11 protein-coding genes are annotated in these 11,862 nt (G+C 42.5%); 5 read left to right on the top strand and 6 right to left on the bottom strand.

What is annotated here, in order from left to right; all coding sequences use genetic code 11:
* Window positions 1-44 precede the first annotated feature (44 nt).
* Window positions 45-986, bottom strand: coding sequence for an RnfABCDGE type electron transport complex subunit D (locus AM228_RS18190; protein ID WP_054467837.1), 942 nt, complete (start codon window positions 984-986; stop codon window positions 45-47).
* A 354-nt stretch (window positions 987-1,340) separates the two neighbouring features.
* On the opposite strand from AM228_RS18190, the gene AM228_RS18185 reads away from it, so the two are divergent.
* Both AM228_RS18185 and AM228_RS18180 read left to right on the top strand, forming a co-directional pair.
* A complete protein-coding gene (locus tag AM228_RS18185) occupies window positions 1,341-3,149 on the top strand; it encodes a copper resistance system multicopper oxidase (RefSeq protein WP_054467835.1) in 1,809 nt (602 codons plus the stop codon).
* Window positions 3,150-4,109, top strand: a complete 960-nt coding sequence (locus tag AM228_RS18180; protein ID WP_054467833.1) for a copper resistance protein B — start codon at window positions 3,150-3,152, stop codon at window positions 4,107-4,109.
* Between the two features lie 231 nt (window positions 4,110-4,340).
* Here AM228_RS18180 and AM228_RS18175 read toward each other — a convergent pair whose 3' ends face one another.
* The 3 genes from AM228_RS18175 to ahcY all read right to left on the bottom strand — a co-directional run bounded on the left by AM228_RS18175 (window position 4,341) and on the right by ahcY (window position 7,152).
* Entirely contained in the window at window positions 4,341-4,979 is a 639-nt protein-coding gene (locus AM228_RS18175; RefSeq protein WP_054467830.1) for a DedA family protein, read from the bottom strand.
* 143 nt (window positions 4,980-5,122) lie between these two features.
* On the bottom strand, window positions 5,123-5,746 hold the full coding sequence (locus AM228_RS18170) for an exopolysaccharide biosynthesis protein (RefSeq protein WP_054467828.1): 624 nt from the start codon (window positions 5,744-5,746) through the stop codon (window positions 5,123-5,125).
* Between the two features lie 128 nt (window positions 5,747-5,874).
* Window positions 5,875-7,152 (bottom strand): adenosylhomocysteinase, encoded by a 1,278-nt coding sequence (gene ahcY / locus AM228_RS18165; RefSeq protein WP_054467826.1) that lies wholly within the window; start codon window positions 7,150-7,152, stop codon window positions 5,875-5,877.
* 433 nt (window positions 7,153-7,585) lie between these two features.
* Here ahcY and AM228_RS18155 point away from each other — a divergent pair, with 433 nt between their 5' ends.
* Window positions 7,586-7,819, top strand: coding sequence for a Nif11-like leader peptide family natural product precursor (locus AM228_RS18155; protein ID WP_054467820.1), 234 nt, complete (start codon window positions 7,586-7,588; stop codon window positions 7,817-7,819).
* Window positions 7,820-8,390: 571 nt separating this feature from the next.
* Here the strand turns inward: AM228_RS18155 and AM228_RS18145 are convergent.
* Together AM228_RS18145 and AM228_RS18140 are read right to left on the bottom strand one after the other, a co-directional pair.
* Entirely contained in the window at window positions 8,391-8,642 is a 252-nt protein-coding gene (locus AM228_RS18145) for a hypothetical protein (RefSeq protein WP_054467815.1), read from the bottom strand.
* Between the two features lie 402 nt (window positions 8,643-9,044).
* Entirely contained in the window at window positions 9,045-9,236 is a 192-nt protein-coding gene (locus AM228_RS18140; RefSeq protein WP_054467813.1) for a type II toxin-antitoxin system Phd/YefM family antitoxin, read from the bottom strand.
* Between the two features lie 312 nt (window positions 9,237-9,548).
* Here AM228_RS18140 and AM228_RS18135 point away from each other — a divergent pair, with 312 nt between their 5' ends.
* A complete protein-coding gene (locus AM228_RS18135) occupies window positions 9,549-10,901 on the top strand; it encodes an AAA family ATPase (RefSeq protein WP_054467811.1) in 1,353 nt (450 codons plus the stop codon).
* A gap of 123 nt (window positions 10,902-11,024) precedes the next feature.
* A partial coding sequence (locus AM228_RS18130; RefSeq protein ID WP_369817769.1) for a tetratricopeptide repeat protein occupies window positions 11,025-11,862 on the top strand: 838 nt, incomplete at its 3' end.

Raw genomic sequence — 11,862 nt, 5'->3', positions numbered from 1 at the left:
TAATTTCTCCCAACCGATAATTTCCGCCCCGAATGCGAAAGTCCTTACGAGTAAATTTCCCCCATCGGGCTATTCCCAGTTTTCCACCAATTAAATCGTGGTGCATTCCACAGATAATCTAACACAAGCGTTAAAGGAGACAGGGTAAACAATGCCCAAAATACAGCATCAGCCATGAAAAAATAATTTCTCAAAAGAAAAGTTAATATCGCAATGCTGACCGCCCAAATAATCCGACTAATTCGGGCATTGGGAATCGAGCGCGGATCGGTGATCATAAACAGAGCAAACAATAATAATGATCCACTCATTAACCGATGACACAGCACATCAAAAGTCCAGCCTAACCAAAAATTACGCCCCACTTCTAATAGGGCATAAACCGCCAGGAAAGTTGCCGTAGTGTCCCAGCGTCCCACCCGTTTTAACACCATGCCTCCGGCACCGAGAAATAGGAATAAATACCACCAATCTTCGCCCCATTGTCCGGGGGAAACCCAAGCATCTTTGGTTAACAGCAATGCGCCAATAATGCCAAAGTTGCCCGGATTAAAAAAATGCTTGTGCTTAAACTGGAAAATAAATTTACTGGCAATAGCCAGAAAAGCCGCGATCGCAATTGTAGTGTAATTGTCTGCCCGTAACAGCAAAGATAAGCCTAAACCCGTGATTAGCGCACTTTTCAGGGAGGCTAACACTGAGAAATTATCAGTAAAGTGGTTATAGCGTTTCCCAGATTGATGATTTGTAGAGTCAAGACCTGTCATTCCCGCGAATCGACCTGTCATTCCCGCGAATGCGGGAATCCATGACTTTTGCGCCAGAAAAAATGACCCATAACCCATGACTAACTGAGTAGCCAAGCAAGTGGCGATCGCCACCAAAATAAACTCAGGTCGAATCGTCCAGTCTCGCGTTCCAATGCCTAAAACCAAAAATAACGATAGAAACAGAATTTGATAATCTCGGGCATCTTTGAAAATCATAATTTAATTGTCATCGGGGTAATTTTTGATTACAGATTGACTCAGACCTCCAACGGTTCCTTTGTAACAAAAATGTTACATGAATCACCATTTGTCCCAATCCTCGTCAAAATCATCAAGAACAAATTGAATCCATTACCCATTTCATCCTGATTTCATATTTGGATGGCACCATAGATAATATCTGGCACATCCAAACCCTAACCAGTCACCAATCATCGTTATAGCGGTTTTTATTGGATGAAGTACAGAGGTTTTCTGGATTCCCGCGCGGGAATGACAGGTTTTTTTTGTAATTCATAACTCCAAAAATTGCTATAAATACCAGTTATTCTCAATAGTCACTCATCAAATATGATCAACAGACGTAAATTCCTTTATTTTACTACTGGGTTGGGCATGGCATTAGGATGCAAACAACTGATTCCTGTATATGGGCAACAACCCGGTGATATTCAGCCATCATCCGCAACCCATGAATATCCTGATCTGATTGAAGTTTTTATTCAAGAAACACCCTTCACCATTGGCAGAAAAACCGGGACAGCGGTAACGGTTAATAACGTATTACCCGCACCAATTATCCGCTGGAAAGAAGGACAAACCGCCACCATTAAAGTCACCAATAATCTAAAAGAAGACACTTCAATTCACTGGCACGGTATTATCCTCCCAGCAAATATGGATGGGGTGCCAGGGATTAGCTTTGCGGGAATTAAACCAGGACAAACTTTTACTTATCAATTTCCAATTAATCAAAGTGGGACATATTGGTATCACAGTCACAGCGGAATGCAAGAACAACTGGGTCACTACGGGGCGATTATTATTGATCCGATTCAACCAGACCCTTTTGCGTGCAATCGCGACTATGTAATTCTGATCTCAGATTGGACTTTTGAAAATCCCCATCAGATTATGAAAAATCTGAAAAAAATGGGGGCTTACTACAACTATCAAAGACGAACTGTTAGCACTTTCTTTGAAGATATCCATTGGCGACAAATGCGAATGGATCCGACAGATATTGCGGATGTTACAGGTGCAACCTATACCTATTTAATGAATGGTTTAGCACCCGAATCAAACTGGACAGGACTATTTAAACCCGGTGAAAAAGTGCGACTCAGATTTATTAATGCTTCAGCGATGACCTTTTTTGACATTCGCATTCCTGGTTTAAAAATGACGGTCATCCAAGGAGATGGTCAAAATGTCCAACCTGTCACCGTAGATGAGTTTCGTATTGGTGTAGCAGAAACTTATGATGTAATTGTTGAACCCCAAGATGAGCAAGCCTACACTATTTTTGCTGAAACAATGGATCGCAGTGGTTATGCTCGCGGAACTTTAGCCATTCGTCAAGGGTTGAGTGCAGCCATTCCCGATCGCCGCGAACGTCCTCTGAGAACAATGGCAGATATGGGAATGGATCATTCCGAACATTCCGAACATTCGGGACATAATATGTCTGGAAATTCCGAACATTCGGGACATTCGGGACATTCGGGACATGATATGTCCAGTCATAGCGAACATTCGGGACATTCGGGACATGATATGTCCAGTCATAGCGAACATTCGGGACATGATATGTCTAGCGAAGATATGCCCAATTTTGACTGGCAAATAAATGAATCCAGGAATCATGGTCGGGGTCAAGCTGGTACACCAATGATGGTAAAAAATCGGTTGAATGAGCCGGGAATTGGCTTAGAAAATACCGGAACTCGCGTATTAGTTTATACTGACCTCCGCAGCGTAGCGCCCCGTGAAGACCAACGCAAGCCGGAACGAGAAATTGAGCTACATTTGACCGGGAATATGGAACGGTATATGTGGTCATTTAATGGCAAAAAATATTCAGAAGAAAAAGAAATTACTTTTTATTACGGGGAACGACTCCGTTTAACCTTTGTAAATCAAACAATGATGGAGCATCCGATTCATTTACATGGAATGTGGATGGAATTAGATAATGGGGCGGGAGAATATAAGCCTCGCAAACATACGGTGATTGTTAAACCTGCGGAAAAAATGTCTGTGGAAGTGAATGTGGATGCGCGAGGAAAATGGGCATTTCACTGCCATCTAATGTATCACATGGAAATGGGAATGTTTAGAACGATCGCAGTTGTTGACCGTGCGGCGGAGGTAGGCTAAGTGAAGGGAAAACAAATCAGTATTTGTTTGAATGTAATCTTAAATCTAATCGGCATAACCGGCACTTTAACTTTAGCCAATATTTTGGCTTATCCTCTGTCAAGTTACGGTGAACCAGCTAAAGAATTGGATAATTTTTATCCAACTTTAGAGTCATTGGAGTCAACGGAGTGGCAGTTTTCCCAGTCCCACGATCACTCAGATCATCACTCAGATCATAACTCATATCATCACTCTAATAATCACTCCGATCATAACTCTAATCATCACTCAGATCATCACTCAGGAGAACATGATTGGCCCGAACCCATCCATGATAATCACACCTATTCGTTAATATTGCTTGAGCAATTGGAATATCGAGCCAATGAAGGGGAAGATTCATTAAATTGGGATGCGGTCAGTTGGGTGGGTGGAGACTATGAAAGACTGTGGATTAAAACCGAAGGAGAAGTCGGTTTAGAAGATGGCAATGGTGAAGCTGAACTTCAACTGCTTTACGGTCAATTAATCACCCCCTTTTTTGATGGACAAGTGGGTTTAGCCTATCAGCAATTGTATGGCGATACTTACAAAGGACGTGCTTTTGGCGTGGTTGGAGTCCAAGGAATGCTGCCTTATATGGTTGAAACCGATGCCGCTATTTTTATTAGTCACAAAGGGGATATTTCCGCGAAATTATCCGCCGAAAAACAATTGCTTCTTTCCCAACGGTTAATTTTAGAACCAAAATTAGAAACTCATTTGGCAATTCAAGACGTAGAAGAGTTTGGGGTCGGTTCAGGAATTAATGACCTGGAATTGGGCTTACGCTTGCGCTATGAAATTAATCGGGAGTTGGCGCCGTATATGGGCATTAACTGGACGCGCAAATTTGGCAAAACAGCGGATTTTGCCAAAGAAGAAGGGGAGGCGGTGGATAATTTTGCTGTAGTTGGGGGACTGCGGTTAATGTTTTAAATAAAATGTGATTAATGAAATGTGATTAATAAAATGTTATTAGCTGACTTTCTGTTTTCTTGATCTAATAATTTCCTGGCGTTAGACGTAGGGGCGGTTCGCTTTCCCGCCCCTACAAGCATCTGGTGGTTTGGCATATGTAGTGGCGCAAGCATTGCGCCTCCTGATAATTGTATCAACCTTAATTTAAATCAATATAAATCTAGGTTTTTTTATAAAAAAATAATATATTTAATAATTAGATTTATTACGGCGATGTTCTTTATATAAATGAAATAAAGAAGTGCTACAAGATGTGGTGATAATTAATAAAATAATCGGCAATAAATATTTATCGATATCTTCACCAATTAAATTTCCTAAAGAATATCCGAGTAACGGCATTCCAAAGCCCCAAACGACTCCCCCACCCACGTTATAAATTAAAAACGTCCGGTAGTTCATTTCCGCAATGCCCGCGACAATACAGCCAAAAGTCCTAATAATGGGCAGAAATCTGGCCATTAAAATAGTTTGTTTGCCGTGCCTTTCATAGAAGTTATGGGCGGTGATTAAATGCTTTTTATGAAAAAACCAAGAATCCTCTTTGGTAAATAAGCGGCGACCAAAGCGATGACCCGTGGCATATCCCACATTATTCCCCAGTACCGCACAAACAAATACTCCCATTGTCAGGACGCCAATATTAAATAACCCTTGGGAGGCAAAAACCCCAGCGGTAAATAACATACTATTTCCAGGCAATAATACCCCAAAAAATAATCCGGTTTCGACAAAAACAATCGTCCAAACTCCGAACAAGCCAAAGGTTTTAATCACTGCTGGCAAGTCACTTAAAAGACGGATTAAATCTCCTAGTTCAGATAGCATAATTGGGTTTCCCTGGTAATTAATTGGGGCTGGTTGTAGAGACGCAAAATTTCCTGTTTATCCCGTTTCTATATAATTCAATTGCGTCTCTACCGAGCATAGTATCTGATACCTGATAGCTGTTAGCTAAAAGTGATGGGTGATTATCTGCCCAGCCATGCTTTAATGATGTCGAGCAGACTGGATCCACCAAACCAAAGGGCAAACAGGATCGAGGAAGTCAGAGTCAGTCCCATCAGACAAACGACTAAACCTGCCAGGGTAATAGCGCCATCGTCATCCATGAGGCCAAAGCCGGTGAGAAATATTCCCATTGCTGGTAGGGTGTTGGTGCCGGGGATGGGTATCATCATGGAAATGGCCATGAGGGAAATTCCCAAACCCATGATAATTCGCCCGCTTAACCCCTTGCAAATAAAAGTTAATCGAGGACGACAAATGATCTCAAGTTTTTGCAACCAAGGCATTCCTGCTTTGACAAAACCTTGTACGGTCTTGAGATCCAAGGAACGAAGCATAATTTTGTTCGGCAGCCAAGGGGATTTGCGACCGCTGATTAATTGTACGGCCAGTAAAAATAGCACTAATCCAAAGGGAGTGGAATAACCGGCGGCAGGGAGTGGCAATGCAGAAGGCAAAGACAGCAGCACAAACAAAAACCCAAAAGTTCTTTCCCCAGCAAGCTGCAAAATATCTGCGAGGGTGACTTGGGGCGATCGCTCTTCTTCAAAAAAATACCGTTGTAATTCAGTGGAAAGTTTAGCCACAGGTGACAGAAACCTAAAAGTTTAAAGGTAAAAGTTTAAGGCATTTTCAGGCATTTTCAGGCAAACATCAGTAATATAAACAATGGGTGAGCGATCGCCCACCCATTGTTTATTTCTGGCGGCGTTTCTTAGGTGCCAGCAGTCCAGGAGTTCATATAAGAAATCTGTTCAGGGGTCAAAGTATCAATGGTAATGCCCATTGCCTTCAACTTCAGACTGGCGATTTCTTGATCCAATTCTGTAGGAATGGAGTGCAAACCCGGTTCTAACTTGCCCTTGTTCTTCACCAGATATTCGCAAGCTAAGGCTTGGTTAGCAAAACTCATATCCATCACGGCGCTGGGGTGGCCTTCGGCGGCGGCCAAGTTAATCAAGCGACCTTCCCCTAAGACGACGATGGATTTACCGGATTTCAGCACATATTCTTCGGTGAAAGGACGCACCGTCCGCACTTCAGAGGACTTGCCTTTCAACGCTTCTAGGTCAATTTCAATGTCAAAGTGACCAGAGTTGCAAACGATCGCCCCATCTTTCATCACGTCGAAATGTTCGCCACGAATCACGTGCTTGTTGCCGGTGACAGTGATGAACATATCCCCATAAGTGGCGGCTTCGGCCATTGGCATCACTTGGAAACCGTCCATCGCGGCTTCGATCGCCTTCACCGGATTGATTTCCGTGACAATCACATTGGCGCCCATGCCTTTAGCCCGCATAGCGGTGCCTTTACCACACCAACCATATCCGACCACGACGATAGTTTTACCCGCCAGGAGGATATTGGTTGCCCGGATAATTCCATCGAGAGTAGACTGACCTGTACCGTAACGATTATCAAAGAAATGCTTGGTGTCCGCATCATTCACGTTCATCGCCGGGAAAGAAAGCACCCCGTCTTTGAACATGGCTTGTAAACGGACGATCCCGGTAGTAGTTTCTTCCGTGGTGCCGATCAGATCCGCGATTTGATGTTGCCGTTCTTGGATCAAGGTAGCGGTCACGTCACTGCCATCATCAATAATAATGTTGGGTTTGTGATCCAGGGCGATATGCACGTGACGGTGATAGGTGGCGTTATCTTCCCCTTTGATCGCAAATACGGGAATCCCTTCATCTACCACTAAGCTGGCGGCTACGTCATCTTGGGTGCTCAGGGGGTTGCTGGCAATGAGGACGGCATCAGCACCACCGGCTTTGAGGGCGATCGCTAAATTAGCGGTTTCCGTGGTGACATGGCAACAAGCCACTAAGCGGATACCGGCAAAAGGCTTTTCTTGGGCAAAACGTTCTTTAATCAGTTTAAGAACAGGCATTTCCCTGCCTGCCCAAGAAATCCGCTGTTTCCCCAGAGGCGCCAAGGAAAGGTCTTTAACTTCGTGGTTTAATTTCGTTGCGGTTGCGATCATCGATTGGTTGTCCTTTACAACTGAAATTTAATTAGTCAACCTTTCTAGTTTAATTCATTAAATCAGAATCTTGTTTTGTTGTTAATTATATTCTGTTGCGTATCTGTTATATTTTATGCAACTGATTCTCCGCTTTTTGGCGGCGACCCGCATTAATAATTATTAATTATTAATTATTAATTGCTTCAAATAACGAACAACAAATAACCAATAACAAATAACCAATAACTATTTTTTGTTAAATTTCGTAAAAATTAGGTTGGCAATAACTTTTAAAGATTTATGATCGACAGCGATGGCTCGATCGCCAAAAACCAGAGAAGCGATCGCTCTTCTTCGGGGATCTAGTTCAAGGACTGGAGTTCTCCTCAGATCCCTGTGGTAGAAGAAAAGCTTTCGGTTAAAAAAACTCATCACAACTAAAGGATCGATCATGGAACAAACAAATGCTGCTAAATTATATACAGCCGTGCAAGAACAACAAGCGTTAAGCGAACAAAAAGAAGCGGCAGAAAACATCCAGGCTTTTATAGAAATGGCTGAACAGCGCGGCTATCATTATACGGAAGAAGAAATTAAGAGCGAACTCAGTCATTTATCAGAAGAAGAATTAGCTTCTTTGCAAAATCCTGGTGTTGGCCCCAGACACCACCTGTTACCCCGATAAATGCCCGATAAATGCCCGATAAATGCCCGATAAATGCCCGATAAATGCCCGATAAATGATTGCTTTGCCGATCTGCGTCAGCAGTTAGCTATCAGCTTGTAAAACTTTTTTAGGAAACGGCGATCGCTCATATTACAGCAGTGAAGCCGTGAGCGATCGGGCAATATTTGCCTGAATTACGGGCAACTGATACCCACCCCCGTCTTCACGGGGGCAGGCTTCAAAATAACCAAAAATATCGGTTTTTTTCAGGATATTTTTTTTGATATATTAATCTTGAAAGCAAAACCTATTTTTAGAATATAAATTTATTTTAGGTATAAAAAATTAGCTTTTTAGCTTCCTATTTTTCAAATATTATACGCATCTAATTTTAAAATTTAGCCTCAAGGCATAACCAGGCATTCAGCCAAAGTTACGGGACTGGCAACCCCAATAAAAAAACGATTTTCAATCTGGGTAAAAATAGGGCTAACCAGAGGTAAAAAATATGGGTTTTTCTCCACGAAATAGACAACTGTTGCTGTATCCAAAAATAGCCGCGATACCCCTAATAAAGCTTGGTTAATTCTCATTCTTCTCCTCGGAGTAATTTTTCCCGATGTTCATCTCCTTCACGCCGAGTTCGTGTCACCCATTCCTGGGCATCTTCTCCGAAAAAGGGATACTGCACCATCCCCCGAAACTCACTAATTTTATGTTTCCGCTTCGGTTCTGCGGGGGGAGACTTCATCTGTTCTACCACCTGTTGAATTAACTCCAACCGCTCATCATTAGAAAGCTGTTCTACTTGTTTTAAGATTGCTTCGAGTAAAGGACTCATTGCCCTAACATCCTGAATTTTGCCTGGTTATTTTTATGATATAATTTAGATCGGTTTTATGGTTAGCGTGTATTGCCCTAAAACCCTAAAAAAACGGGTTTCTTAATTACAGCGGTTTTCAGATTACTAAACCATGATCGGGCGAAGCATTCCGGTAGTAGGGGCGAAGCATTCCGGCAGTAGGGGCGAATGGCCATTCGCCCCTACAATGCTTAAAATATTAAGTGGACTGCCGGAATGCTTCGCCCTTACAATATTTTCAGCAATAATTTGTCTGCGGTCATGCTTCGCCCCTACAAATTATTGTGGTAGATTTAATAAAAAACCGCTGTAAGAGTTTGCTGGAGAAGTCAACTTAACGCATAAAGCCGGTTTTTTATACGCGCAAATCAGTGATTTTTTTTATTTAGAAATCATTTCAGAATCCCTAGCATCCGCTTGAATATTTTGTAAGCGCTTTAAGTCGGCATAGCTAATAATTGCAGCTATAGGTTGACCGGATTTTTCAATTAAAATTTGCTCGCCATTGTCAGCAACTAGGGCAATGAGTTCGCCAAAGCGTTCTTGAGCCTGAGTTAAATCTAGTTTAGTCATATTTTTTTGAACATATAAAAGTCTCGTTATTTTAATATAGCGTCTCGTCTAGTCCACGTCACCCAGTCTCGGAAAAGCGCCCCTAACCACTTCGGGACCAAGAGGGCGCAAGAGGGCGCAAGCATTGCGGGCGCTTTTCCGTACAGCCCCTACATAAAATAACGATTTTTCCCATCCAGGCAAAAACCCCTACAAGATTAGCTGAAAAAGAGGGGTTGGGGCGATCGCGCCGGTCTGCTGCAATCTCTTGAATCGTCATTTCATGGCGAAAATCAACTAAAATAAATTCGTTCCTCTACTTGCCTCAAAGATATGTCTAGTTTCCATGACCCCAAATTTCTCGACGAACTCTACAACGTCTTTGAACCTTTTAAGCCGTTATCACCGGGAGATCCGCAATATGTAGACTGTCGCGAAGTCCGGGGGGATGGGGATATTTTAGAGGAATTGGGTAATAAAATTCGTCGATCGCAGCGCATGACTTGTCAACTCTATGCGGGACATCGTGGGGCGGGGAAATCCACGGAACTGCTACGTCTCAAGCAATATTTGGAACAAAATCAATTTTTAGTAGTATATTTTGCCGCCGACGAAGCGGATATTGATCCGGAAGATGCCGAATATGCGGATATTTTACTCGCTTGTACTCGCCATATTCTGGAAGACCTGAAAGATATTGCTAGACCAGATCCATTGACAGAATGGTTGCGGGGTCGGTGGCAAGAATTAAAAGACTTAGCCCTCACCGAGGTCAAGTTTGAAACCTTATCGGTGGAGGGACAAATTGCCCAGTTTGCCAAACTCACCGCTAATTTACGGGCAGTTCCTTCTCTACGGCGACAAATTCGGGACAAAATCAATCCTTATACGGTCACGTTGACCCAAGCATTAAATGAGTTTATTGCCGAGGCGAAAAATAACCTGCCCAACGGCTGTGAGAAACTCGCGGTGATTGTGGATAACTTAGACCGGATGGTTCCCGTGCCCCAGGACAGTGGACGGACTAACCATGAGGAAATTTTTATTGACCGCAGCGAACAACTGCGATCGCTAGATTGCCATTTAGTTTACACAGTGCCCATTTCTTTGGTGTATTCCCGTCGGTCAACAGATTTACGCGATATTTATAGCGACCCCCAAGTATTACCGATGATTATGGTGCAAAATCCTGATGAGACAACTCATCAACCAGGGGTGGATAAATTAACGGAAATTATTACTAAACGAGTCGAAAGAGTGGCTAAAGCTGCTGTAGAATCAGAAGTTTTGACCACCGAGATTTTTGAAAGTACCGAAGTAGTGGAACGGTTATGTTTAATGAGTGGCGGTCATGTACGCAATTTACTCCTATTAATTCAAACAGCAATTAATCGCACGAATCAGCTACCGATTTCTAAGAAGGAAGTTCAACGGGCGATTACCGAAGCGCGAGATACTTATCGCCGTACTGTGGAACATGATGAATGGCAACTTTTAGCCCAGGTTCACCGCAGTAAGCAAATTATGAACGAAGACCAAACCCGCAATTTATTATTTAATCGCTGTTTGTTGGAATATCGTTATTTAGATGATGAGGGAGAGTTGCAACGATGGTCTGATGTTCACCCGTTAATTAAAAATTTGCCCGAATTTAAAGCAGCAGTGGCAGCGTTGGAAAAATCGTAAAACTATATCTTGTAGGGTGGGCAATAAACCATAATTAGGAGATAAAATTATCCGGTTGATAAAATTTGCCCACCCTACAGTTCTCTGTGCCTCCGTGGTTCATATTTAATGTAATTCACAACCATGAATCCTGAAAACATCGATTGGGAAGAAAATTTACCACCCCCAAGCCCAGAAGAAGAAACACAAGCATTAATTAACGCGATTAGAAGATCGCGTGGATTTCGGCTGCTATTTGTCCAATGTGCTCCCCAAGCAGGGCAAAAAGTGATTGAGAAAGTTAAACAAGAATTACCCCAGAAAAAAATAGCGGTTTTGTCTTTGGATGAAGCGCGAGATAAATTATATCCCTTGGTGGCAGAATATCAAGACCAAGAAGTGTTATTCATTCGCGGCTTAGAACATTCTTTATTAGCTTATGAAGCCGAAAAAAGAACCGAAGGCTGGAATACTGAGGAAATTTATTCTTATAGTTGGCATGGAGTGCCCAGAATTCTGAGTCACTTAAACCAACAACGGGAACAATTTAGAGATAATTTTCCCCTCTGCTTCGTTTTTTTGCTGCCTCGGTTTGCCATTGACTATTTTATTCATCGCTGTCCCGATTTTTATGATTGGCGATCGGGCTGTTTTCAGATATCTTCAGATGATGCGGATTTAAGAGAAACTTCATCCAATTTATATAATTGGGTATTCAGTTTAAAGCCTCAAGCACGACAACAAGAAATCTTAAATATCCAAGCCCAACTCAAGCATCAGTCTTTACCTTTACCAAACCAAGCTAATTTATCTCTTCAACAAGCCCTATTACTTCACCTGGAAGACCGCTACAGTGAGGCGATCGAATCTTACGATAAATCCCTAGAAATTAAACCCAATAACCATAAAGCTTGGGCTATCCGGGGCATTAATTTGGTTAATTTACAACGCCACAGTGAGGCCATCGAATCTTACGACAAAG

Origin of the sequence: Planktothricoides sp. SR001, assembly GCF_001276715.1 — a bacterium.
Taxonomy (GTDB): Bacteria; Cyanobacteriota; Cyanobacteriia; order Cyanobacteriales; family Laspinemataceae; genus Planktothricoides; species Planktothricoides raciborskii.
Note: the sequence above shows the minus strand (reverse complement) of the source record. Positions and strands in the feature narration are given on the sequence as shown.

Bases quoted from the DNA above. Each gene is read 5' to 3' on its own strand.
- AM228_RS18190 (WP_054467837.1), bottom strand. From the start codon at position 986: ATGATTTTCAAAGATGCCCGAGATTATCAAATTCTGTTTCTATCGTTA.
- AM228_RS18185 (WP_054467835.1), top strand. From the start codon at position 1,341: ATGATCAACAGACGTAAATTCCTTTATTTTACTACTGGGTTGGGCATG.
- AM228_RS18175 (WP_054467830.1), bottom strand. From the start codon at position 4,979: ATGCTATCTGAACTAGGAGATTTAATCCGTCTTTTAAGTGACTTGCCA.
- ahcY (WP_054467826.1), bottom strand. From the start codon at position 7,152: ATGATCGCAACCGCAACGAAATTAAACCACGAAGTTAAAGACCTTTCC.
- AM228_RS18155 (WP_054467820.1), top strand. From the start codon at position 7,586: ATGGAACAAACAAATGCTGCTAAATTATATACAGCCGTGCAAGAACAA.
- AM228_RS18145 (WP_054467815.1), bottom strand. From the start codon at position 8,642: ATGAGTCCTTTACTCGAAGCAATCTTAAAACAAGTAGAACAGCTTTCT.
- AM228_RS18140 (WP_054467813.1), bottom strand. From the start codon at position 9,236: ATGACTAAACTAGATTTAACTCAGGCTCAAGAACGCTTTGGCGAACTC.
- AM228_RS18135 (WP_054467811.1), top strand. From the start codon at position 9,549: ATGTCTAGTTTCCATGACCCCAAATTTCTCGACGAACTCTACAACGTC.